22 protein-coding genes are annotated in these 22,379 nt (G+C 65.9%); 8 read left to right on the forward strand and 14 right to left on the reverse strand.

The window, feature by feature from the left end; genetic code table 11:
• Positions 1–5 precede the first annotated feature (5 nt).
• From IEJ03_RS14120 to rpsB, 10 genes are all read right to left on the reverse strand, one after another.
• On the reverse strand, positions 6–512 hold the full coding sequence (locus tag IEJ03_RS14120) for an OmpH family outer membrane protein (RefSeq protein ID WP_192035444.1): 507 nt from the start codon (positions 510–512) through the stop codon (positions 6–8).
• Between the two features lie 46 nt (positions 513–558).
• Complete coding sequence (gene bamA, locus IEJ03_RS14125; protein ID WP_192035445.1) at positions 559–2,889, reverse strand: outer membrane protein assembly factor BamA; 2,331 nt, start codon at positions 2,887–2,889, stop codon at positions 559–561.
• A gap of 110 nt (positions 2,890–2,999) precedes the next feature.
• A complete protein-coding gene (rseP, locus tag IEJ03_RS14130) occupies positions 3,000–4,358 on the reverse strand; it encodes a sigma E protease regulator RseP (protein WP_192035446.1) in 1,359 nt (452 codons plus the stop codon).
• 6 nt (positions 4,359–4,364) lie between these two features.
• Complete coding sequence (gene ispC / locus IEJ03_RS14135; RefSeq protein ID WP_192035447.1) at positions 4,365–5,588, reverse strand: 1-deoxy-D-xylulose-5-phosphate reductoisomerase; 1,224 nt, start codon at positions 5,586–5,588, stop codon at positions 4,365–4,367.
• Positions 5,585–6,382 (reverse strand): phosphatidate cytidylyltransferase, encoded by a 798-nt coding sequence (locus IEJ03_RS14140; RefSeq protein WP_192035448.1) that lies wholly within the window; start codon positions 6,380–6,382, stop codon positions 5,585–5,587. Before IEJ03_RS14140 ends, ispC begins: the two co-directional genes overlap by 4 nt.
• Complete coding sequence (gene uppS / locus IEJ03_RS14145; protein ID WP_192035449.1) at positions 6,375–7,133, reverse strand: polyprenyl diphosphate synthase; 759 nt, start codon at positions 7,131–7,133, stop codon at positions 6,375–6,377. Before uppS ends, IEJ03_RS14140 begins: the two co-directional genes overlap by 8 nt.
• Positions 7,134–7,190: 57 nt before the next feature.
• Complete coding sequence (gene frr, locus IEJ03_RS14150) at positions 7,191–7,748, reverse strand: ribosome recycling factor (protein ID WP_192035450.1); 558 nt, start codon at positions 7,746–7,748, stop codon at positions 7,191–7,193.
• 4 nt (positions 7,749–7,752) lie between these two features.
• Entirely contained in the window at positions 7,753–8,520 is a 768-nt protein-coding gene (pyrH, locus tag IEJ03_RS14155) for a UMP kinase (protein ID WP_192035451.1), read from the reverse strand.
• Positions 8,521–8,636: 116 nt separating this feature from the next.
• Positions 8,637–9,506, reverse strand: coding sequence for a translation elongation factor Ts (gene tsf, locus IEJ03_RS14160; RefSeq protein WP_192035452.1), 870 nt, complete (start codon positions 9,504–9,506; stop codon positions 8,637–8,639).
• A 186-nt stretch (positions 9,507–9,692) separates the two neighbouring features.
• Positions 9,693–10,424 (reverse strand): 30S ribosomal protein S2, encoded by a 732-nt coding sequence (rpsB, locus tag IEJ03_RS14165; RefSeq protein ID WP_192035453.1) that lies wholly within the window; start codon positions 10,422–10,424, stop codon positions 9,693–9,695.
• A gap of 331 nt (positions 10,425–10,755) precedes the next feature.
• On the opposite strand from rpsB, the gene map reads away from it, so the two are divergent.
• The 7 genes from map to IEJ03_RS14200 all read left to right on the forward strand — a co-directional run bounded on the left by map (position 10,756) and on the right by IEJ03_RS14200 (position 18,783).
• The gene (gene map / locus IEJ03_RS14170; protein ID WP_192035454.1) at positions 10,756–11,547 is read left to right on the forward strand and encodes a type I methionyl aminopeptidase; all 792 of its coding nucleotides are present in this window, start codon (positions 10,756–10,758) and stop codon (positions 11,545–11,547) included.
• A gap of 1 nt (position 11,548) precedes the next feature.
• Positions 11,549–14,224 carry a [protein-PII] uridylyltransferase gene (locus tag IEJ03_RS14175; protein WP_192035455.1) on the forward strand — a complete coding sequence of 892 codons (2,676 nt, stop codon included), beginning with the start codon at positions 11,549–11,551 and terminating at the stop codon, positions 14,222–14,224.
• A 177-nt stretch (positions 14,225–14,401) separates the two neighbouring features.
• Positions 14,402–15,691 carry a succinyldiaminopimelate transaminase gene (dapC, locus tag IEJ03_RS14180; protein ID WP_192035456.1) on the forward strand — a complete coding sequence of 430 codons (1,290 nt, stop codon included), beginning with the start codon at positions 14,402–14,404 and terminating at the stop codon, positions 15,689–15,691.
• A complete protein-coding gene (locus IEJ03_RS14185) occupies positions 15,688–16,032 on the forward strand; it encodes a Spx/MgsR family RNA polymerase-binding regulatory protein (RefSeq protein ID WP_192035457.1) in 345 nt (114 codons plus the stop codon). The genes dapC and IEJ03_RS14185 overlap by 4 nt, the downstream gene beginning before the upstream one ends.
• A gap of 81 nt (positions 16,033–16,113) precedes the next feature.
• Positions 16,114–17,139 (forward strand): 2,3,4,5-tetrahydropyridine-2,6-dicarboxylate N-succinyltransferase, encoded by a 1,026-nt coding sequence (gene dapD / locus IEJ03_RS14190; protein WP_192035458.1) that lies wholly within the window; start codon positions 16,114–16,116, stop codon positions 17,137–17,139.
• A gap of 59 nt (positions 17,140–17,198) precedes the next feature.
• On the forward strand, positions 17,199–18,368 hold the full coding sequence (gene dapE / locus IEJ03_RS14195; RefSeq protein WP_192035459.1) for a succinyl-diaminopimelate desuccinylase: 1,170 nt from the start codon (positions 17,199–17,201) through the stop codon (positions 18,366–18,368).
• A 28-nt stretch (positions 18,369–18,396) separates the two neighbouring features.
• Positions 18,397–18,783, forward strand: coding sequence for a hypothetical protein (locus tag IEJ03_RS14200; protein WP_192035460.1), 387 nt, complete (start codon positions 18,397–18,399; stop codon positions 18,781–18,783).
• Positions 18,784–18,992: 209 nt separating this feature from the next.
• Here IEJ03_RS14200 and IEJ03_RS15980 read toward each other — a convergent pair whose 3' ends face one another.
• Positions 18,993–19,457 carry a cold shock domain-containing protein gene (locus tag IEJ03_RS15980; protein WP_192035461.1) on the reverse strand — a complete coding sequence of 155 codons (465 nt, stop codon included), beginning with the start codon at positions 19,455–19,457 and terminating at the stop codon, positions 18,993–18,995.
• Positions 19,458–19,587: 130 nt separating this feature from the next.
• Between IEJ03_RS15980 and IEJ03_RS14210 the strand changes: the two genes are divergently transcribed.
• Entirely contained in the window at positions 19,588–19,821 is a 234-nt protein-coding gene (locus tag IEJ03_RS14210; RefSeq protein WP_192035462.1) for a SlyX family protein, read from the forward strand.
• 177 nt (positions 19,822–19,998) lie between these two features.
• Here the strand turns inward: IEJ03_RS14210 and trxB are convergent, their stop codons facing one another.
• The 3 genes from trxB to IEJ03_RS14225 all read right to left on the reverse strand — a co-directional run bounded on the left by trxB (position 19,999) and on the right by IEJ03_RS14225 (position 22,272).
• Complete coding sequence (gene trxB, locus IEJ03_RS14215) at positions 19,999–20,955, reverse strand: thioredoxin-disulfide reductase (protein WP_192035463.1); 957 nt, start codon at positions 20,953–20,955, stop codon at positions 19,999–20,001.
• A 250-nt stretch (positions 20,956–21,205) separates the two neighbouring features.
• Entirely contained in the window at positions 21,206–21,808 is a 603-nt protein-coding gene (locus tag IEJ03_RS14220; protein WP_192035464.1) for a peroxiredoxin, read from the reverse strand.
• Between the two features lie 254 nt (positions 21,809–22,062).
• On the reverse strand, positions 22,063–22,272 hold the full coding sequence (locus IEJ03_RS14225; RefSeq protein WP_192035465.1) for a CPXCG motif-containing cysteine-rich protein: 210 nt from the start codon (positions 22,270–22,272) through the stop codon (positions 22,063–22,065).
• Between the last annotated feature and the right edge of the window lie 107 nt (positions 22,273–22,379).

Below are 22,379 nucleotides of genomic sequence, written 5' to 3' on the forward strand. Positions count from 1 at the left end.
CGGCCTCAGTTGGACGAATTGAGCAGCTCGGTGACCTCGTCGGTCACGTCTAGGAGATCGCCATCGGCGTGGATGACGCCATTGCGATCCACCAGCACCTCGATGTCGTGGCGCTCGATGATCTGATCCACGGCGTTTTCCAGGCGCGGCTGCGCCTGCTGCATGAACTGCTGCTCGGACTGCTGGCGGGCCTGCACCACCTGGCGACGCAGCTGCTGGAAGCGACTGCCTTTTTCCTGGAGTTCCTGCACCGCCGCCTGGCGCTGCGACTCGGACATGGTCGCCCCGTCGCGCTGCAGGCGCTGCTGCAGCTGCTGGACTTCCTGGCCCAGGGCCTCGGCCTCCTGCTGCTGGCTGCCGATCCGCGACTCGAGCTCGCTCATCGACTGCTGGGCATCATCGCTTTCCAGCAGGGCCTGGCGCCAGTCCAGCACGGCGACATCCGCGGCCAGGGCAGGCGCACTGAGGGCCGTGAACAGGCCGAGGCACAGGGCTCCGGTCAACTTGCGCATCGTGTCATACTCCTCGAGATCGGTGGTCTGGCATCCGTTGGCGGGCCTAGAAGGTCTGGCCCAGCGAGAACTGGAAGAACTGGGTGTCGTCGCCGTCCTCGTCATTGAGCGGTTCGGCCACGCTGAAGGTCAGCGGCCCGACCGGCGTCAGCCAGGACAGGCCAAGGCCCACACTGTAACGCAGATCGCCCAGGTCAACACCCGCGTCGCAGCTCGAGGTGCCGGAGGAGACGGCGTAGCACTCGGTGAGGAAGGTGTTGCCGCCATCGAGGAACAGCGACGACTGCACGCTGCGCTGATCCTCGACGAAGGGCATCGGGAACAGCACTTCCGCCGAGCCGGAGACCAGCACGTTGCCGCCCAGGGTGTCGTCATCCCCGTCGCCCTGGGGCGTAGTGGGCTGACCCAGCGTGCTGGAGCTATAACCCCGCACCGAGCCCAGGCCACCGGCCAGGAAGTTCTCGTAGAACGGGTAGGGCTCGTCGTCCGGGGTATCGGCGTAGCCCAGGTTGGTACTGAACTTCAGCGACCAGGCGTCGTTGAGGGCGAAGAGCTGCTTGCCGCGATAGCGCAGCTTGTAATAGAGGGCATCGCTGCCCGGCGCCGCGGTCTCGAGCGACACTCGCTGGTAGTTGCCCGCGGTGGGCATGATGCCGCGGTTGAGCTTGTCGCGGGTCCAGCTGGTGGTCAGCTTGAGGCTCTGGGCGCTGTCGCCCCGATCGGCGACGTACTGATTGATCTCCGCGGGGGTGTCATCGTAGGTATCGACCGTCAATTCCTCGACGCCGACGCCGAAGTTCAGCCGCGAAGACTCGTTGATCGGATAACCGAAGTTGATGCTGGCGCCCATGGCGTCGGTGGAGTAGGTCGAGATATCGGAGTCGTCGTAGTCCGTCTCGCGGTAGTAAAGGTTATAGCCTCGGGAGATGCCGTCCAGGGTCCAATAGGGATCGGTGAAGCCGAAGTTGAGGCTGGTGTAGGTATCGCCCTTCTGGGCGCCGACGCTGACCCGGTTACCGGTACCCAGGAAGTTGTTCTGGGACAGCGAGGCCCCATAGATGACGCCATCGCTCTGGGAGAAACCGACGCTCGCGGAGATCGAGCCGGAGGGCTGCTCCTCGACGTTGTAGGTCACGTCCAGCTGATCGGGTTCGCCGGCTACCGGGCGGGTCTCGACATCGACCTGCTTGAAGAAACCCAGCTGCTCGAGGCTCTGACGGGACTGGCTGATCTGCTCGGTGGAGGCCGGGGCGCCCTCCATCTGGATCATCTCACGCCGCAGCACCTCATCCATGGTGGTGGTGTTGCCGACGAAGTCGATGCGACGCACATAGGCACGACGGCCCGGCTGGACCCGGAAGGTGACATCGACCCGCTCGCCATCGGCGCTGACCTCAGGCACACCCTCGACGCTGGCGAAGGCATAGCCCTCGGCGCCGAGGCGGGCGCGCAGCGCCTCGGAGGAGGCGGTGATGTCGCTGCGCGAGAAGATTTCACCCGGCGTGGCCTCGACCAGCTTGCGGGCCTCGGAGGGCGCAATCTTTATATCCCCGGCGAAATCGATCTCGCCCAGGCGGTACTGATCACCCTCCTCGACGTTGACGGTGATGAAGATGCGCGACTTGTCGGGGCTGATCGAGACCTGGGTCGAGGTGATGGCGAAATTGACATAGCCCCGGTCCAGGTACCAGGAACGCAGGCGCTCAAGATCCCCGGAGAGCTGCTGGCGGGAATATTCGTCGCTCGAGAACCAGCCGAAGAACCAGCTGGGCCGATCTTCGAGCTCGAAGACCTTGCGCAGGGTGTCATCGTCGAAGGCCTGGTTACCGACCACGTTGATCTGGCGGATCTTGGCCACCGCTCCCTCGTCGATATCGACCTTGACCCTTACCCGACTTGAGTCGATCTCCTCGACCTCGGCGGCGATGCGGGCACTGTAGCGCCCCTGACCGTGATAGAGCTGCTCGAGCTCGCGCTGCATCTCGTCGAGGGTCGAGCGCTGCAACGCCTGCCCCTCGGCCAGCCCCGCCTCCCGCAGTCCCTGGCGCAGCTCTTCTTCGGAAATCTGGGAGTTGCCGGTGATCTCGAGATCGGTGATGAAGGGGCGCTCGTCGACCTGCACGACCAGGACATCGCCCTCACGCGCCAGCCGCACGTCTTCGAACAGGCCGGTCGAGAACAGCGCCTTGGCGGCCTCGGCCAGCTCGCGCTCGTCGACCGCATCGCGGGCACTGACCGGGAAGGCATTGAAGACGGACGCCGCGGAGACCCGCTTGAGGCCTTCCACGCGGATGTCGGAAACGGTAAACGCATCGGCCAGCGCCACCGGGGCGCCAGACAGCCACAGCGCCGCAACGCCTAGAATCTTGAGTTTCATGCAGTCGGTTCGCTCGCGTTGGTCTGCCCGCTTGTCAAACGAGCACCTTATACATTTGTTCGACCCACTGACAAGGCCGCCCCCGTCCGGTGCCGCCCCGGAGTGGCGGGCTACCAGAGCCGCATCAGGTCGAAGTACATCGCCATCAGCATCATGCTGCCTACCAGCGCCAGGCCGATCCTGAAGCCCACCGCCTGTGCCTGTTCGGAGACGGGGCGCCCCCGCACCGCCTCGATGAGGTAATAGACCAGGTGGCCGCCGTCGAGCACCGGGATCGGCAGCAGGTTAAGGATGCCCAGGCTGATCGACAGGTAGGCCAGGAAACCGATGAAGCTTTCCACGCCGGTGCGGGCGGTCTCGCCGGCGATACGGGCAATCGTGATCGGGCCCGACAGGTTCGACGGCGATATAAGCCCGACCAGCATCTTGCGCATGGCATCCAGGGTCAACACCGACATCTCGGCGGTCTTGTGGATCGACTGCCCGACCGCCTCGAGGGGGCCGTAATGGATCTCGCGCTGATACTCGGCCGGCCAGTCGACGCTGGCCACACCGGCCCCGATGTAGCCGATGGTCTCGCCTTCCTCGCCGGCGCGGGTGCCCGGCGTCAGAGTCAGCGTCTGGCGGGTGCCGGCCCGCTCGATATCAAGCGAAAGGGGCATACCGGGGCTGGCCCGCACCCGTTCGACGACGGCCATCCAGCCATCGATGGGCTCTCCGGCGACGGTCAGGATGCGATCGCCCACCTGCAGGCCAGCGTCGGCCGCGGCCTCCCCCTCCAACACCTGGCCGAGCACCGCCGGCATGGCCGGTCGCCAGGGGGTGAAGCCGAGGGTCGCCAGCGGGCGGGGCGGATCCTGGCCGACCAGCCAGTCCTCGACGGGCAGGCGATACTCCCGCGCCGCCGTGGCTCCGTCCGGCCGAGCGGTCAGGCTGATCGCACCGCTCTCGCCGATCGCGGCGATCAGCTTGAGGTTGATATCGTCCCAGGAGCGTACCGGCTCTCCCTGGACGGCCACGATCTCCTGTCCCGAGGTCAGCCCGCCGCGGGCGGCTGCGGAGTCCGGCGCCACCTCGCCGACCACCGGAGCCACGGTGGTGATGCCGACCACGAACAGCAGCCAGTAGGCAACGATCGCCAGCAAGAAGTTGGCCAGCGGGCCGGCGACGACCACGGCGATGCGCGCCCACACCGACTTGCGGTTGAAGGCCAGGTGGCGCTCATCCGGATCGACCGGCCCCTCGCGCTCGTCGAGCATCTTGACGTAGCCGCCCAGCGGGATGGCGGCCACGGCAAACTCGGTCCCGTGACGATCGACTCGCGACCACAGCGGCTTGCCGAAGCCCACCGAGAAGCGCAGCACCTTGATGCCGCAACGACGGGCGACCCAGAAGTGACCAAACTCGTGAAAGGTGACCAGCAGCCCGAGGACCACGATCACCGCCAGCACATTCTGTATCACGTCCATGCAAGCTTACTCCCGGCCATAGCGTTCCAGGTGATGACGCGCCGCCCGACGACCCCGGGCATCCTCGGCGAGGATGCCCTCCAGCTCGTCGGCTGCCGACGGCGGACAGGCCGACAGCACGGCCTCGTTGAGCTCCGCGATCCCCGGGAAGGACAACCGCCCGGCGAGAAAGGCCTCCACCGCCACCTCGTTGGCGGCATTGAGCAGCGCCGGCGCACTGCCCCCGGCGGCCATCGCCTCACGGGCCAGCCGCAGGCAGGGAAAAGCCGCCTCATCCGGTGCCTGAAAGTCGAGCCTTGATACCTGAAACAGGTCCAGGGGCGCGACCCCGGCCTCGATGCGCTCCGGCCAGGACAGCCCGTAGGCGATCGGCGTACGCATGTCCGGGTTGCCGAGCTGGGCGAGCACCGAACCATCCCGATAGGCCGCCATCGAATGGATCACGCTCTGCGGATGCACCACCACCTGAATCTGCTCGGGTCCGGCATCGAACAGCCAGCAGGCCTCGATCAGCTCGAGCCCCTTGTTCATCAGGGTCGCGCTGTCCACCGAGATCTTGCGTCCCATCGACCAGTTGGGATGCGCACAGGCCTGATCCGGGGTCACCTCGGCCAGTGCGTCCCTCGACCAGCCGAGGAAGGGCCCGCCGGAGGCGGTCAGCAGCAGCTGGTTGACGCCGATGCCCTCCAGGCCACCGCGATGCTCGGGAGGTAGACACTGATAGATGGCATTATGTTCGGAATCGATCGGCAATAGCACGGCATCATGACGGGCCACGGCGTCCATGAACAGCCCGCCGCTCATCACCAAGGCTTCCTTGTTGGCCAGCAGCACCCGCTTGCCGGCGCGCACGGCCGCAAGCGTCGGCACCAGGCCGGCGGCCCCGACGATGGCTGCCATCACCACCTCGACCTCGGCGGCGCTGGCGACCTCGACCAGGGCCGCCTCGCCGGCGCGCACCTCGGTGGCCACGCCCGCTTCGGCCAGCCGCTCACGCAGCCAGGCAGCATCCGCCTCGGTGCCGATCACCGCCTGTGCCGGCCGATGCGTCCGGCACAGGGCCAGCAGGGCTTCCTTGGAGCGCTGTGCAGTCAGCGCATGCACCCGATAGCGCTCGGGATGGCGGGCGATCACGTCCAGGGTGCTGGTGCCGATGGAACCGGTCGCCCCCAGCACGGTGACCCGCTGAGGACGACCGGCTGTGACCGGCTCTGCAGAGGCGAGGCTCATAGCCACACCCGCAGCAACGCGAAGACCGGAATCGCCGCGGTCAGGCTATCGATGCGATCCAGCACACCGCCATGACCGGGCAGCAGCACGCCGGAGTCCTTGATGCCACGGGTGCGCTTCAACATGCTCTCGACCAGATCCCCCAGCACCGAGACCAGAGTCACCACCCCGGTGGCGACCAGCAGGCAGAGGGTCTCGCTAAGGCCAAGCGACAGCCAGGCGGCATAGCCAAGGGCCAGCGCCAGGGTGGCGACCACGCCGCCGACCACACCTTCCCAGCTCTTGCCCGGGCTGACGGCGGGGGCCAGCTTGCGCCGTCCGAAGGCACGCCCCGCGAAGTAGGCGCCGGTGTCGGCGAGCCACACCAGCAGCAGCACGAACAGCAGCCATTCGGCGCCGCTGGCGCGCAGGCTGTTGAAGCCCACCCAGCAGGGCAGCAGCACCAGCAGGCCCATGGCCAGGCGCCGCGCCGGCGTCGCCCACTGAGCCTGACGCGCCGGGTAGTGCGTGACCCAGTAGAGGTTAGCCAGCCAGGCGGCCGCGCCGAGCCACAAGAGTCCCTCTGCCCGATCGCCGCCGCCGAGCCACAAGAGCACCATGGCGAGTCCCAGGGCGGCCGTGCAGGCCAGGCGCGCACTGAGGCGAGACAGGGCGGCAAGATTGGTCCACTCCCAGGCGGCGAGCAGCACCACGACGCCGGTAAAGAGGGCAAAGCCCCCCCCCTCGAGCAGGAAGAGCCCGGCGAGGGCCAGCGGCAGCAGACAGACGGCGGTGAGGATTCGTTGCTTAAGCACCTTGGGCCTCGACTTGCTCGTGGGTCATGCCGAAGCGGCGCTGGCGACGCGCGAAGTCGGCGAAGGCCTCGTCGAGGGCCTCGGCACCGAAGTCGGGCCACAACAGGGGCGAGAAGTGCAGCTCGGCATAGGCCAGCTGCCAAAGCAGGAAGTTGGAGATGCGCTGCTCACCGCTGGTGCGAATGCACAGGTCCACCGCCGGGGCATCGGCCAGACACACCTCACGGCCCAGCGCCGCCTCGTCGACCTGCTCGGCGGCGAGGTCGCCGTCGGCCACTCGCGTCGCCAGGCGACGCGCCGCCTGGGCGATGTCCCAGCGGCCTCCATAGTTGGCGGCGATCACCAGGTGCATGCCGCGATTGCCCTCGGTCAGCGCCTCGGCGCGGGCGATATGCTTCTGGATGGAGGTCGAGAAACCCTCCCGCTCGCCGATGATAGACAGCCGGATATCATGCTCGTGGAGCTTCTTGACCTCCCGCTTGAGGGCGATCAGGAACAGCTCCATCAAGGCGTTGACCTCGGCCGGCGGGCGCTTCCAGTTTTCGCTGGAGAAGGCGAACAGGGTCAGCACCTCGACGCCTCGCTCGGCGGCACGGCGGATCACCGCGCGCACCGACTCGACACCCGCACGATGGCCGCGCACCCCGGACAGGCCATGGGCCTTGGCCCAGCGATTGTTGCCATCCATGATGATCGCCAGATGGCGCGGGATCGCCGAGCGATGGGATTCGGGGGACTGCGGTGATGTCATGGGGGCTCGCATAGCAGTAGAACGATAGGCGGGCGATGCGACGTCGCCCGCCAGACCTCAGACCGTCATCAGGTCCTTTTCCTTGGCTTCCAGCAGCTTGTCGATCTCGGCGATGTACTTGTCGGTCAACTTCTGGATGGCGTCCGCGCCGCCGCGCTCCTCGTCCTCGGAGATATCCTTGTCCTTGAGCAGGGCCTTGATATCACCGTTGGCATCGCGGCGCACGTTGCGCACGGCCACGCGCGCATTTTCGGCCTCGGAGCGGGCCTGCTTGATGTACCCCTTGCGGGTCTCCTCGGTGAGCATCGGCATCGGCACGCGGATCACGCTGCCGGCGGTGGCCGGGTTGAGGCCCAGGTCCGCCATCATGATGGCCTTCTCGACCTTAGGCACCATGGGCTTCTCCCAGGGCACCACCGAGAGGGTACGCGCGTCCTCGACGTTGACGCTGGCGACCTGGTTGAGCGGCATCTGGGCGCCGTAATACTCCACGCTCACCGCATCGAGGATGCTCGGATGGGCGCGGCCGGTGCGGATCTTGTTGAAGTTCCCGTGCAGCGACTCGAGGGTCTTCTTCATGCGGGCTTCAGCGTCTTTCTGGATTTCGTTGATCACGGTTTCAACCTCTGTCTATCAGCGTGCCTTCCTTGCCGCCCATCACAAGATTGAGCAGGGCACCGGGCTTGTTCATGTTGAATACGCGGACCGGCATGTCATGGTCACGTACCAGGCAGATGGCGGTCAAATCCATCACCCCGAGCTTCTGATCCAGGCATTCATCATAGGTCAGACGCTCGTATTTCTGGGCATCGGCATGCTTGACCGGGTCCCGATCGTAGACGCCATCGACCTTGGTGGCCTTGATCACCACGTCGGCGTCGATCTCGATGCCGCGCAGGCAGGCTGCGGAATCGGTGGTGAAGAAGGGGTTGCCGGTACCGGCGGAAAACAATACCACATCGCCCGAGGTCAGGTAGCGGATGCCGGTGCGGCGGTCGTAGTGCTCGACCACGCCGCTCATCGGGATCGCCGACATCACCCGCGAGCGGATGTTGGAGCGCTCCAGGGCATCGCGCATGGCCAGGGCGTTCATCACCGTGGCCAGCATGCCCATGTGATCGCCGGTCACCCGTTCCATGCCCGCCTCGTGTAGGGCGGCCCCGCGGAACAGGTTGCCGCCGCCGACCACGATCCCTACCTGAACACCGATCCCCACCAGCTGACCGATCTCCAGCGCCATGCGATCGAGCACCTGCGGGTCGATGCCGAACTCGGCATCGCCGGTCAGGGCCTCGCCGGACAGCTTGAGCAGGATACGCTTGTACTTGCTTTTGGCCGGGCGCTCGGGCTTGGCCGCGCGTTCGGAGGAGGTGATGGGATCGGACATGGGGCGTCTCCTGATGACAGCGACAGGGGGAGGAATTCTTGGCGGCATTTCTATCCGCCGGATACGCGAAGGCGTGCGCTTGCGCGCACGCCATCACGAACTCACAGCACCGGGCCTTAGCTGCGGCCGGCCTGCTCCATCACTTCCTTGGCGAAGTCGACTTCTTCTTTCTCGATGCCTTCACCAACCTCGAAGCGCGTGAAGCTGACCACTTCGCCGCCGGCTGCCTTGACGAACTCGGCCACGGTCTGGTCCGGGTTCTTGACGAAGGCCTGCTCGGTCAGGCTGTTCTCGGCCAGGTACTTCTTCAGACGACCCTGGACCATCTTCTCGGCGATGTTTTCCGGCTTGCCGGCCATGTCCGGCTGCGCCAGGATGATCGCCTTTTCGTTGTCCAGCTGCTCCTGCGGCATGTTCTCCGGCAGAGCCACGACCGGGTTGATGGCCGCCACGTGCATGGACACGTCCTTGGCTGCCTCGGCGGTGCCGCCGTTCAGCACGGTCAGCGCGGCGATACGGCCGCCGTGGACGTAACCACCGACCTTGCCACCAGCCGGTGCTTCGACCAGCGCAGCACGACGCACGCTGATGTTCTCGCCGATCTTCTGGACCAGCTGCTCGCGGGCATCTTCCAGATCACCTTCCATCAGCGCTGCGATGTCGGTGGTCTTGGTCGCGAAGGCCTGCTCGGCGACCTTGTCGGCGAAGGCGATGAAGTTGTCGTCACGAGCCACGAAATCGGTCTCGGAGTTGACTTCAAGCATCAGGCCGTAGCTGGCGTCGTCGGCCAGCTTGATCACGATGGCGCCTTCGGCAGCGGTACGGCCCGCCTTCTTGGCGGCCTTGAGGCCGGAGTTCTTGCGCAGGTTCTCGATGGCGGTTTCGATATCGCCACCGGCTTCGGTGAGCGCCTTCTTGCACTCCATCATGCCGAGCCCGGTACGCTCGCGCAGTTCTTTTACCTGAGACGCGCTGATAGCTGCCATGGTAATAACCTCTGAAATGATTCGACGTCGATAATCAAAGCGTTACCGTCACCCGGGTGGGGACGGCAAGAAGGGGGCATTGCCCCCTCCTCTGCTGCCTACCCCTATGCCCGGCGAGCGTGGCTCGCCACCCAGGCCGCCATCAGCATGGCGACTTCGGATGACACCCGGGGTAGACGAGCGGCATCACTCGGCGACTTGTTCGCCTTCGGTGACTTCAACGAACTCGTCGGGACGACCTTCCTTCGCCTTGGCGCAGGCGTTGGCGATGGCCTGGACGTAGATCTGAATGGCGCGGATGGAATCATCGTTGCCCGGGATCACGTAGTCGACGCCGTCCGGATTGGAGTTGGTATCGACCACCCCGATGACCGGAATGCCCAGCTTGTTGGCTTCGTTGATGGCGATGCGCTCATGATCGACATCGACCACGAACAGCGCGTCCGGCAGGCCGCCCATTTCCTTGATGCCGCCCACGGAACGCTCGAGCTTGTCCTGCTCGCGGGTGGCCATCAGGACTTCTTTCTTGGTCAGCTTCTCGAAGGTGCCGTCTTCGTGCATCGCCTCGAGTTCGCGCAGACGCTTGATGGACACGCGAATGGTCTTGTAGTTGGTCAGCATGCCGCCCAACCAGCGATGATTGACGAAGGGCATACCGACGCGGTTAGCCTCTTCCTTGATCACCTTGGCGGCCGCACGCTTGGTACCAACAAACAGGATCTTGTTGTTGGTTTCCGCCATCTTCTCGACCACGCTGATCGCATCGTTCAGCGCCGGCAGGGTGTGCTCGAGGTTGATGATGTGAATCTTGTTGCGGGCGCCGAAGATGAACTTGGACATCTTCGGGTTCCAGTACTTGGTCTGGTGACCGAAGTGAGCGCCTGCCTTGAGCAGGTCACGCATGTTGACTTGTGTCATGGATGACTCCTGGACTATCGGGTTGGGCCTCCACGCACCCCATGGATCCGACCCTCGGACTGGCCGACGGCACCCGGGACCATGTGTCGGTGCATGTGTGTTTTTCAGGCTGTTTAGCGCCTTGCCACAGGCCGTGCCAGTGCCGCCCTCGTGGGCGCGGGACAGAAGCTGTCGCCGGGCACGCATAGAGGAAACGATGCCACTCGGCACAACGCATTGCAGGAAAGCGCGCAGCTTTATACCATAGATCAATATCAAGATGAAGTCGCAGGCGCCCTGCCCGCCTGCCGCTCGCACGCGAGCGCCCTCCCCCTTCAGGATCCGAGATTCCATGAACGTATCCATCAAGACCGCCGACGAAATCGTCAAGATGCGCGAAGCCGGCCAGCAGGCCGCCCGCGTGCTGGAGATGATCACGCCCCACGTCCAGGCCGGTGTCAGCACCGGCGAGCTCGACCGTCTGTGTCACGACTTCATCGTCAACGAACTGGGCTCCGTGCCGGCGCCGCTGAACTACCACGGCTTCCCCAAGTCGATCTGCACCTCGATCAATCACGTGGTCTGCCACGGCATCCCCGATGACGCCAAGAAGCTCAAGAAGGGCGATGTCATGAACATCGACATCACCGTCAAGACCGCCGATGGCTACCACGGCGACACCAGCAAGATGTTCATCGTCGGCGAGAGCATCCAGGGCGAGCGGCTGGCCCGCATCACCCAGGAATGTCTCTACAAGAGCATCGCCGAGGTCAAACCCGGCGTCCGCCTGTCTCAGCTGGCCCGCGTGATCCAGCAGCACGCCGAAGCCAACGGCTACAGCGTGGTCCGTGACTTCTGCGGCCACGGCATCGGCGCGGTCTTCCACGAGGAACCCCAGGTGCTGCACTACGACGGCTATGCACCGGAGGCCGACATCGCCCTCGAGGAAGGCATGTGCTTCACCATCGAGCCGATGATCAACGTCGGCGATCACCGCACCAAGGTGCTGCGCGATAACTGGACCGCCGTGACCAAGGACAAGAGCCTGTCCGCCCAGTGGGAACACACCCTGCTGGTGACCGCGACCGGCGTCGAGGTACTGACCGCTCGTGGTGAGGAAGACCTAAGCTTCCTCGCGAGCTGACATGCTGCTGCATCACTATCGCTTCGCGCCCGACGAGCGCCTCTTCGATGTCGCGGCCTTTCGCACCGAACTCGAAGGGGAGCGCTCGCCGATCGCGCCCTTCAAGCAGGCGCTGCGCGACATCCAGGAACGCCTGGATGCGCGCTTTCGCGCCGGTGCCGATATCCGCGACCTGGTGCACGGTCGCGCCTGGTGCCTCGATCGCCTGCTCGAGATCGCCTGGTCGCGCCATGCCTGGCCGGACGACGGCGTCGCCCTGCTGGCCGTCGGCGGCTATGGCCGCGGCGAGCTGCACCCGCACTCGGACATCGATCTGCTGCTGCTGCTCGAAGACGACGACGACACTCCCTACCGGGAGCCGCTGACGGACTTCATCACCTTCCTGTGGGACATCGGGCTGGAGATCGGCCACAGCGTGCGCTCGCTCAACGACTGCGAGCGCGAGGCCAGCGCAGACGTCACGGTGATCACCAACCTGCTCGAGACCCGCACCCTGGCCGGCGGCAGCCACCTGCGCGACGCCATGCGCGGGCGGCTGGTGCCCGAGCGCCTGTGGCCGGCGGACGCCTTCTTCGAGGCCAAGTGGCAGGAGCAGATCACCCGCCACTACCGCTACAACAACTCCGAGTACCACCTCGAACCGAACATCAAGAGCTCACCCGGCGGGCTGCGCGACATTCAGATGATCGGCTGGGTCGCCAAGCGTCAGTTCGGCGAACTGCGCTACGAGGACGTGGTCGACAACGGCTTCATGAACGATGCCGAGCTGCGCATCCTGAGCCAGGGGCAGGCCTTCCTCTGGCAGGTCCGCTATGCCCTGCACATGCTGACCGGGCGTGCCGAGGACCGGCTGCTGTTCGATCACCAGCGCACCATCGCCACCCTGTTCGGCTACCGCGACATCCCCGGTCGCCTGGCCGTCGAACAGTTCATGAAGCGCTACTATCGCCACGTCACCGCCCTGGCGGGCCTCAACGACATGCTGCTGCAGCACTTCGACGAGGTGATCCTGCGTGCCGACGAGGTGCTCGAGACCCGCCCCCTCAATGACCGCTTCGAGGTCAAGGGCGGCTATATCCAGGCTCGCGACGAGGGCATCTTCCGCTATCGCCCGGCGGCCCTGCTCGAGCTGTTCCTGCTGATGGCTCAGCACCCGGAGATCGAGGGCGTTCGCGCCTCGACCATCCGCCTGATTCGCGATCATCGCCACCTGATGGATGACCTGTACCGGGACGACCTGCGCCACCAGAGCCTGTTCATGGAACTCTTGCGCTCCAACGGCAACGTGGCGCGCCAGTTAAGGCGCATGAACCGCTACGGGGTGCTCGGCAAGTACCTGCCGGAGTTCGGACAGGCCGTGGGACTGATGCAGCATGACCTGTTCCACAGCTACACGGTCGACGCCCATACCCTGGGCCTCCTGAAGTTCGTGCAGCGCTTTCGCGAACCCCGCTGCCGCGAGGAATTCCCGGTCGCGGCGGCGCTGGTGCATCAGCTGCCCAAGCTCGAGCTCCTGTGGATCGCCGGGCTCTACCACGACATCGGCAAGGGACGCGGTGGCGATCACTCCCTGCTCGGCGCCCGCGACGCCGAGGACTTCTGCGAGCGCCACGGCCTCTCGCCCCGGGACACCCGGCTGGTCAGCTGGCTGGTCGAGCATCACCTGCTGATGTCGAAGACCTCCCAGAAGCGCGACATCACCGACCCGGACGTGATCCGGGAGTTCGCCACCCAGATGCGCGATGAGGTCCACCTCGACTACCTCTACGTGCTGACCGTGGCCGACATCAACGCCACCAACCCGACCCTGTGGAACGGCTGGCGGGCCTCGCTGCTGCGCCAGCTGCACGCCGAGACCAAACGCGCCCTGCGCCGCGGCCTGGAAAATCCGCTGGACCGCGACGACTGGGTCCGCGAGACTCGCGAGGAGGCACGCAGCCTGCTGACCACCATCGGCACCGACCCGACCCGGGTCGACCGCCTGTGGGAGTCGCTGGGCGAGGACTACTTCGTGCAGTATGCCCCCAGCGAGATCGTCTGGCAGACCCAGGGCATCCTTCAGCATGACGGCTCGGACCTGCCGCTGATCCTGATCAGCGCCCCCACCGAGGACATGACCGAGGGCGGCACCAAGGTATTTATCCACACCCGCTCGGTGGACGACCTGTTCGCCGCCACCGCCGCCGCCATGGAACAGCTCGGGCTGTCGATCCACGATGCCCGCATCGCCACCTCGAGCAGCGACTGGACGCTGAACACCTTCATCGTGCTCGACGAGGACGGCCAGCCGATCCGCGATCGCGAACGGCTCGAGACCCTGCGCCGTCATCTGGTCGAGGAGCTGGACGACCCGGACGACTACCCGCAGATCGTCACTCGTCATACCCCGCGCCAGCTCAAGCACTTCAAGGTGCCGACACGGGTGGTGATCGAGCAGGATCCCGCCAACGAGCGAACCATGCTCGAGCTGACGGCGCCCGACCGCCCCGGTCTGCTGGCTCGGGTCGGGCGCATCTTCATGGAGCAGGGTATCGCCCTCTCGGCGGCCAAGATCGCCACCCTCGGTGAGAAGGTCGAGGACGTCTTCTTCATCACCGACCGCAACGGAGCGCCCCTCATCGACCCGGCCCGCCAGCAGTGCCTTCGGGAACGGCTGGTCGAGGTGCTCGACGTCTAGGCGCGACGCCCAAGCGGCGCGCCTGTGCCCGCAAGAGACCATCGCCCGGGGGTGGCAAGATTGAGGCGCCCCCCCGGCTTCCCTATAATCGCTGGCCTGACTCGACGGGCCCTCTCGACACGCGGCCCATGCCGTCACCACGACCACGACACGTGCCGCGAGGCGGCCAGGACAGCCATGAACCCCGATCTCGATGCGCTCAAGCCCTACCCCTTCGAGAAGCTCGCCGCCCTCAAGGCCGGTATCACGCCGCCCGCGGGGCTAACGCACGTCCCGCTGACCATCGGCGAGCCTCAGCACCCGCCCTTCGCCGCGGCCCTCGACACCCTGAGCGCCCACCGCGACGAGATGGCCCGCTACCCGGCCACCGCCGGCACAGCCGAACTGCGCCAGGCGATCGCCGACTGGGCGACGCAGCGCTTCGACCTCGACAGCCTCGACCCGGACAGCCAAGTGCTGCCGGTCAACGGCACTCGCGAGGCGATCTTCGCCTTCGTGCAGGCGGCGCTGGATCGCACCCGCCCGGCCAGGGTCGCCGTGCCCAACCCCTTCTACCAGATCTACGAGGGCGCCACCCTGCTCGCCGGCGGCACCCCCCTGTACCTGGACTGCCGGGCCGAGCATGGCTTCCGCCCCGACCTCGAGGCGGTACCGGCCGAGACCTGGCGCGACGTCCAGCTGGTGTTCCTGTGCTCGCCGGGCAACCCCACCGGGGCAGTGACGCCGCTTGACGACTTCAGGCGCCTGATCGAGCTCGCCGACGAGCACGACTTCATCATCGCCTCGGACGAGTGCTACTCCGAGCTCTATCTCGACGAGGCCGCGCCGCCGCCGGGACTGCTGGACGCCTGCGCCCGGCTCGGCCGCCACGACTACCGGCGCTGCCTGGTCTTCCACTCGCTGTCCAAGCGCTCCAACCTGCCGGGCCTGCGCTCGGGGTTCGTGGCCGGTGACGCCGGACTGATCACGCCCTTCAAGCGCTACCGCACCTACCACGGCTGTGCCATGTCGCTGCCACTGCAGCAGGCCTCGATCACCGCCTGGAGCGACGAGGCCCACGTGCGCACCAACCGCGACGCCTACCGCGAGAAGTTCGCCGCGGTCACCGAGATCCTCGCCCCGGTGCTGGACTTCCCCACCCCCGAGGCGAGCTTCTACCTGTGGCCTGCGGTGCCCGGCGGCGACGACGAGGCCTTCACCCGGGCGCTCTTCGCCGAGGAACACGTCAGCGTGCTGCCCGGCAGCTACATGGGCCGCGCCACCAGCGGCGACGGAGAGGCCAGCGATGACGGCGTGAACCCCGGCGCCGGGCGTATCCGCCTGGCGCTGGTCGCCGACGTCGAGGCCACCGTCGAGGCCGCCCGTCGCCTTAGGCGCTTCACCGAGCGGTGGCTGGCTAACGGCTGTACCACGAACGACTCTACCGCAAACGGCTCGGCCACGAACCACGAGAGGTCCCAGGCATGATCACCCTCTATGGCATCAAGACCTGTGACACCTGCCGCAAGGCGCGCAAGGCACTACAAGCCCAGGGCCTGCCCTTCAAGGTGCATGACCTGCGCGACGACGGCCTGTCCGCGGCACTGCTCGACCATCTGCTGGAGCGGGTCCCCGTCATGACCCTGCTCAACAAGCGCAGCACCACCTGGCGCCAGCTAAACGAGACCGTCAAGGCCGGCCTGGATGCCCATACGGCGCGCACGCTGATGCTCGAGCATCCGACCCTGATCAAGCGCCCGCTGCTCGATATCGGCGAGCGCGTCCGGGTTGGCTACCGGGACGGCGACTACGACGACCTGACCGGCTGACGCGGCCACGCTGGCGATAACGCTTTCATCTTGCCCGAGGCCCGATGGCCTCGCCCACCTTCGATCAAAAGGACATGCACCATGCTGAGCTTCGCACTCGGAATCGGTAACCAGAACACTCAAGGCGACTGGCTGGACGTCTACTACCCGGCGCCGCTGCTCGAGCCCGAGGCCAGCCTGGTCGAGGCCGCCCGCCAGGTGCTCGGCGCCCCCGCCGGCAACGTCGTGGTGAGCTTCCTGCCCGAGCACTGCGCGGACCTCGCCGAGGCACTCAAGGCCGCCGGTCACGCCGAGCAGGCCGAACTGGCGGCGAGCCTCGCCGGAAGCCAGCGTCCGCTGGTCGCCACCTTCCTCGACACCGACCAGGCACCGGAAAGCGCCCCGGAGGTCTACCTCAAGCTGCACCTGCTGTCCCATCGTCTGGTCAAGCCGCATGACCTGGACCTGACCGGCATGTTCGGCCTGCTGCGCAACGTGGCCTGGACCAACGAAGGCCCGATCGACATCGAGGAACTGCCGGCGCGTCGTCTCAAGGCACGCCTCGAGGGCCGCGCCCTGTCCGTCGACTGCGTCGACAAGTTCCCCAAGATGGCCGACTACGTGGTGCCGAGCGGCGTGCGCATCGGCGACACCGCCCGCGTCCGCCTGGGCGCTCATCTCGGCGAGGGCACTACCGTGATGCACGAGGGCTTCGTCAACTTCAATGCCGGCACCGAAGGGCCGGGCATGGTCGAAGGCCGCATCTCAGCAGGTGTGATGGTCGGCAAGGGCTCGGACCTGGGCGGCGGCTGCTCGACCATGGGCACCCTGTCCGGTGGTGGCAACATCATCATCAAGGTCGGCGAAGGCTGCCTGATCGGTGCTAACGCCGGCATCGGCATCCCGCTGGGCGATCGCTGCACCGTCGAGGCGGGTCTCTACCTCACCGCCGGCGCCAAGGTCACGGTGCTCGACGACCAGGGCCAGGTGGTCGAGACCGTCGCCGCCCGCGCGCTCGCCGGCCAGAACGACCTGCTGCTGCGTCGCAACTCGCAGAACGGCCGCATCGAGTGCCTGACCAACAAGAGTGCCGTTGCGCTCAACGAGGCCCTGCACGCCCATAACTGAGCCGTTTGATGCGCCCGCCGCCGGCGGGCGCCCTGCCCCTTCGCCTACCAGGATGACGCATGCCCGATACCGCCACGCCTTCTTCGACGCCCTCCGCGACCCTCGACCTAGCCATCGACCTGATGCGCCGCGCCTCGGTGACTCCCGAAGACGCCGGCTGCCAGGCACTGATGATCGAGCGCCTCGAACGTCTCGGCTTTCACATCGAGCGGCTGCCGTTCGGCGACGTCGAGAACTTCTGGGCGGTACGCGGCCACCGCGGCCCGGTGCTGGCCTTCGCCGGCCACACCGACGTGGTGCCGAGCGGCCCGGAGAGCCAGTGGGACCATCCGCCCTTCGCCCCCTTCATCGACGACGACGACATGCTCTGTGGCCGCGGCGCCGCCGACATGAAGGGCAGCCTGGCCGCCATGGTCACCGCCGTGGAACGCTTCGTGGCCGCCCATCCCGATCATGACGGCAAGATCGCCTTCCTGATCACCTCCGACGAGGAAGGGCCCGCCGTCGATGGCACCAAGGCGGTGGTGGAGCACCTGCGCGAGACTCATGAGCGCCTGGACTACTGCATCGTCGGTGAGCCGTCCTCCACCGAGCGGGTCGGCGACGTGATCAAGAACGGGCGCCGCGGCTCGCTGGGCGCGGTGCTGCGCGTCAAGGGCGTGCAGGGCCATGTCGCCTATCCGCACCTGGCCCGCAACCCCATCCATGAGGCCGCCCCAGCCCTGGATGCCCTGGCCCGGGAGCACTGGGACGAGGGCAATGCCTTCTTCCCGGCGACCAGCTTCCAGATCTCCAACATCCGCTCGGGCACCGGGGCCACCAACGTGATCCCGGGCGAGCTCGAGGTGGTGTTCAACTTCCGCTACTCCACCGAGCTGACTCACGAGACGCTGCGTGAGCGCGCCGAGGCGATCCTCGACGCCCACGGGCTCGACTATCAGATCGACTGGACCCTGAACGGCGAGCCCTTCCTGACGTCCGAAGGTCAGCTGGTCGAGGCCGCCGTGGCCGGCGTCGAGAAGGTCACCGGCGAGCGCCCGACGCTCTCCACCGCCGGCGGCACCTCGGACGGACGCTTCATCGCCACCCTGGGCACCCAGGTGGTCGAGCTGGGGCCGCGCAACGACACGATTCACAAGGTCAACGAGCGCGTTCGGGCCGCCGACCTGGACACCCTCAGCGACATCTACGAGGCCACCCTCACGCGGCTGTTCGCTCGCACCGACTGAGCCTGCCGCCCGCTACCGAGAGTCACGCATGCAACGCTACCCGGATATCGAGATCTACCTGGCCAAGGCCCCCATCGAGGCCCTGGACGCCTGGCTGGCCGCCACCCTGGACGCGCCACCGCTGTCTCGTGCCGGCAAGCGCCAATGGCGCACCACCGGCCACCTGGACGGCAAGAAAGTGCCGGTATTGCTGGTCGAGCAGGCCGCCGATAGCTTCTCAAGCCTGTGGTTCGACAGCGATGCCACCCCCTGGCCCCGCGATGCCGACTGCGCCCGGGCGGCTGCGACCGCTCTGGGCATCGAGGTGCGCTGTTCTCTGGGCGGCTGGCAGCCCGGTGACGACCCGGACCGCTTCTGGCGGGTGCAGCCCGATGGCCAGGAAGATGCCATCACCTGGCCAGATTCTGGTCAATAAGACTGGCCAGTAGCCGAAACGACAACGTCCCGCCTGGAAACCAGGCGGGACGTCGAGTGTGGCGGTAAAGCCGGAACAACATGCCGAGCGATGATCAGGCTAGGCGAAAGGGCGCCGAAGGAGCGGAGTTTACTTTAGTAAATGAGCACCCGACGCGCCCTTTCAACAACGCATGATCGAACGCAGGCTGTTTGCACACGTAATGACGGTCAGGTGATGACGGTCACGTCATCGGCCTGGTAGCCGCGCTCGTTCTCGATCACGTGGTAACGCACCTTCTGGCCCTCGGCCAGGGTCCGGTGTCCCTTGCCGCGGATGGCACGGAAGTGCACGAACACATCCTCTCCGCCATCGCGGGTGATGAAGCCGTACCCCTTGTTGACGTTGAACCACTTGACCTCGCCGATCTCCCGATCGTCGTCCTCGACCTCGGCCAGGGTGGCGAGCGTAGGAGTAAGCACGTGAAGCGCCAGGGTGGCGATCAGGGTGACCAGGAAGACGGCGACGGCCGTGGCCAGGTAGACGAGGGCGACGCCGCCCACTTCCAGGCTGGCGAACAGCTCGCGGGACAAATCCCCGCCGGTCAGGAAGATGAACAGGGCGATCAGCAGCGGCGCGGGGGCGGCCAACAGCACGCTGATCAGACTGCAACGAAGTAAGACCTTCTGATTCATGGACCTCGGTTTCTCTTGTGGTAATGGGTGAAGGGGTCATGACAAAACCCCACCGGCACTGATGCTGGTGGGCTGAGGCTGACAAGACAGGGTGTCGCGATGAACGGCGACACCACATGAGGATACTACCATGCAAGATCACGACTGGCTCGCCCGCCTGGAAGGCCTCGAAAGCCGGATTGCCTACCAGGAGCACTGGCTGGATACCCTGGACCAGGCGGTCGCCGCTCAGGAGACAAGGCTGGCGACACTGGAGCGCATGAGCGAGCTGATGCAGGCACGCCTGCGCCAGCAGCAGCGCGCCCTGGATGATGGATCAGGGGAACAGGCGAGCCTCGACGACGAGCGCCCGCCCCACTACTGATGTTCGTGACTGATCGCCCGACTGAGCGCTCAGCGCGGCCTGCAGGACAAGACACTCATCGCTTAAACGGGAATGGGTAACAAGGGCAGGTAGCCCGGCCAGCCGATAAGACCGCGGCGGGGCAAAAAGCAGGGCGCAAAAGATGATCGGAACGACCGACTTCTGCGCCCAAGCTGCTCAGTCTTCCAGACCGTCCAGATAGCGCTCGGCATCCAGCGCCGCCATGCAGCCGCTGCCCGCCGAGGTGATGGCCTGGCGATAGACGTGATCCATCACGTCGCCTGAGGCGAAGACGCCTGGGATGCTGGTAGCGGTGGCGTTGCCCTCGAGGCCCGACTGCACCTTGATGTAGCCCCCCGCCATCTCGAGCTGACCCTCGAAGATGCCAGTATTGGGCGTGTGGCCGATGGCGATGAACACTCCCGGCGCGGCAAGCTCCTTGGTGCTGCCATCCAGCGTGGACTTGATCCGCGCACCGGTGACGCCGCTGTTGTCGCCCAGCACCTCATCCAGGGTGTGGTTCCACTCGATCGCCATGTTGCCGTTCTCGACCTTCTCGAACAGCTTGTCCTGCAGGATCTTCTCGGCGCGCAGGCTGTCGCGGCGATGCACCAGGGTCACCTTGGAGGCGATGTTCGACAGGTACAGCGCCTCTTCCACGGCGGTGTTGCCCCCGCCGATCACCAGCACTTCCTGGTTGCGATAGAAGAAGCCGTCGCAGGTGGCGCAGGCGGACACGCCCTGGCCCATGAACTTCTGCTCGGACTCAAGCCCCAGATAGCGGGCGCTGGCGCCGGTGGAAATGATCAGCGCATCGCAGGTGTAGGTGCCGCTGTCGCCCTTCAGGGTGTAGGGCTTCTCGCGCAGCTCAACCTCGTTGATGTGGTCAAACAGCACCTCGGTATCGAAACGCTCGGCATGGGCGCGCATGCGCTCCATCAGCTCGGGGCCCTGAACGCCCTCCGCATCACCGGGCCAGTTGTCGACGTCGGTGGTGGTGGTCAGCTGGCCACCGGCCTGCATGCCGGTGATCAGCAGCGGCTTCAGGTTGGCGCGGGCCGCGTAGACGGCGGCGGTGTAACCGGCCGGGCCGGAGCCCAGGATGATCAGGCGTTCGTGGCGCACTTCGCTCATGTCGGGTCCTCACAAGATGACGGCCGTGATCCGGCCGGAAACGCTCTCTGGCCTGGGCTCGACGAACCCAGGCCAGAGCACGCTTGGTGAACGGTTTGGCTCGCACGGGAGTGTAGCATCCTGCGACCAGTAGCCAGAGCCTCTACAAAAGGCATAGCTACGAAAAACTCAGCGACAAAAACGTCAGCTACAAGAGGCGCAGATACGAAAGAGGCGGCCCGCAGGCCGCCTCCCCCCTACACCCAAACGCTTACAGCGCTTCGGCGTGCGCGCCCAGGTACTTGGCCACGCCTTCGGCGGTGTCCTTCATGCCTTCTTCGCCTTCGTCCCAGCCGGCCGGGCAGACTTCGCCGTGCTCGTTGTGATGCTTGAGTGCCTTGACCATGCGCAGCATCTCGTCGACGTTGCGGCCCAGCGGCAGGTTGTTGACGGTCTGGTGCTGAACGACGCCGTTCTCGTCGATCAGGAAGGAGGCACGCATGGCGACGCCGGCGTCCGGGTGCTCGATGCCGTAGGCCTGAGTGACCTCATGCTTGACGTCGGCGACGATCGGGAAGCCGACTTCGCCGATGCCACCGGCATCCGGAGAGGTCTTGCGCCATGCATGGTGGGTGAACTGGGAATCGATGGAGACACCGATCACCTCGACGCCCAGGTCCTTGAACGCCTGCAGACGGTTGTCGTGGGCGATGATCTCGGACGGGCAGACGAAGGTGAAATCGAGCGGCCAGAAGAACAGCACGCGCAGCTTGCCGTTGCTGTCGGACAGCTTGAAGTTGTCGACGATTTCACCGTTACCCAGGACCGCGGCGGTTTCGAAGTCGGGGGCCTGACGACCTACCAGTACGCTCATGCAATTCTCCTTGCTGGTTGGATGATCAATGATGATGAATCGGGGTCAGCCTAAGGCCGACCCCATGAAACTGCCAAGTTGATAAGGCCAATGGCCAATATAGCGTTTGTCTATGCACAGCCACCGTGCCGATAGCCAAACGGCTGCCATTTACCGCCAACTGCGGGCCTCATGCCAACCTGCGTGTACCGCAGGGACATCGGCACGTGGGCCGCCAAGGGTAATACGCCGGGACCCTGACGGATAGGTGACGCCTAGACGACATCATCGTCGCGGCCGAGGGTCACCCCTTCGATCGCCCCGCTGATGGCCGATACCTCGACCTGCACCTGAATCGGCGCACAGCAGCGCGGGCAGTCCTCCCAGGTGGCATGGCTGCCCTGACTGGCATCGACGAGTAGCTCGAAGCCCGTGTCGCAGTAAGGGCAATGCACCGCGTGTGAACTCAACATTTCTTCATGCATGCCGCTCTCCCACCGGTGAGCCCCGCGCTTATGCCCCTAGATGGGGGCGGGGGCTCGCCGTTTCAAGAAACCAAGACACCGCGACATCTGTCGCGGCGTCGTCCCGC

It is taken from the genome of Halomonas sp. YLGW01, assembly GCF_014840935.1.
In the GTDB taxonomy this organism is placed as follows: domain Bacteria; phylum Pseudomonadota; class Gammaproteobacteria; order Pseudomonadales; family Halomonadaceae; genus Onishia.

Bases quoted from the DNA above. Each gene is read 5' to 3' on its own strand.
- rpsB (WP_192035453.1), bottom strand. From the start codon at position 10,424: ATGACACAAGTCAACATGCGTGACCTGCTCAAGGCAGGCGCTCACTTC.
- uppS (WP_192035449.1), bottom strand. From the start codon at position 7,133: ATGACATCACCGCAGTCCCCCGAATCCCATCGCTCGGCGATCCCGCGC.
- dapC (WP_192035456.1), top strand. From the start codon at position 14,402: ATGAACCCCGATCTCGATGCGCTCAAGCCCTACCCCTTCGAGAAGCTC.
- IEJ03_RS15980 (WP_192035461.1), bottom strand. From the start codon at position 19,457: ATGAATCAGAAGGTCTTACTTCGTTGCAGTCTGATCAGCGTGCTGTTG.
- IEJ03_RS14220 (WP_192035464.1), bottom strand. From the start codon at position 21,808: ATGAGCGTACTGGTAGGTCGTCAGGCCCCCGACTTCGAAACCGCCGCG.
- dapD (WP_192035458.1), top strand. From the start codon at position 16,114: ATGCTGAGCTTCGCACTCGGAATCGGTAACCAGAACACTCAAGGCGAC.
- IEJ03_RS14225 (WP_192035465.1), bottom strand. From the start codon at position 22,272: ATGCATGAAGAAATGTTGAGTTCACACGCGGTGCATTGCCCTTACTGC.
- IEJ03_RS14200 (WP_192035460.1), top strand. From the start codon at position 18,397: ATGCAACGCTACCCGGATATCGAGATCTACCTGGCCAAGGCCCCCATC.
- trxB (WP_192035463.1), bottom strand. From the start codon at position 20,955: ATGAGCGAAGTGCGCCACGAACGCCTGATCATCCTGGGCTCCGGCCCG.
- map (WP_192035454.1), top strand. From the start codon at position 10,756: ATGAACGTATCCATCAAGACCGCCGACGAAATCGTCAAGATGCGCGAA.
- bamA (WP_192035445.1), bottom strand. From the start codon at position 2,889: ATGAAACTCAAGATTCTAGGCGTTGCGGCGCTGTGGCTGTCTGGCGCC.
- rseP (WP_192035446.1), bottom strand. From the start codon at position 4,358: ATGGACGTGATACAGAATGTGCTGGCGGTGATCGTGGTCCTCGGGCTG.
- IEJ03_RS14175 (WP_192035455.1), top strand. From the start codon at position 11,549: ATGCTGCTGCATCACTATCGCTTCGCGCCCGACGAGCGCCTCTTCGAT.
- IEJ03_RS14210 (WP_192035462.1), top strand. From the start codon at position 19,588: ATGCAAGATCACGACTGGCTCGCCCGCCTGGAAGGCCTCGAAAGCCGG.
- pyrH (WP_192035451.1), bottom strand. From the start codon at position 8,520: ATGTCCGATCCCATCACCTCCTCCGAACGCGCGGCCAAGCCCGAGCGC.
- IEJ03_RS14185 (WP_192035457.1), top strand. From the start codon at position 15,688: ATGATCACCCTCTATGGCATCAAGACCTGTGACACCTGCCGCAAGGCG.
- ispC (WP_192035447.1), bottom strand. From the start codon at position 5,588: ATGAGCCTCGCCTCTGCAGAGCCGGTCACAGCCGGTCGTCCTCAGCGG.
- tsf (WP_192035452.1), bottom strand. From the start codon at position 9,506: ATGGCAGCTATCAGCGCGTCTCAGGTAAAAGAACTGCGCGAGCGTACC.
- dapE (WP_192035459.1), top strand. From the start codon at position 17,199: ATGCCCGATACCGCCACGCCTTCTTCGACGCCCTCCGCGACCCTCGAC.
- IEJ03_RS14120 (WP_192035444.1), bottom strand. From the start codon at position 512: ATGCGCAAGTTGACCGGAGCCCTGTGCCTCGGCCTGTTCACGGCCCTC.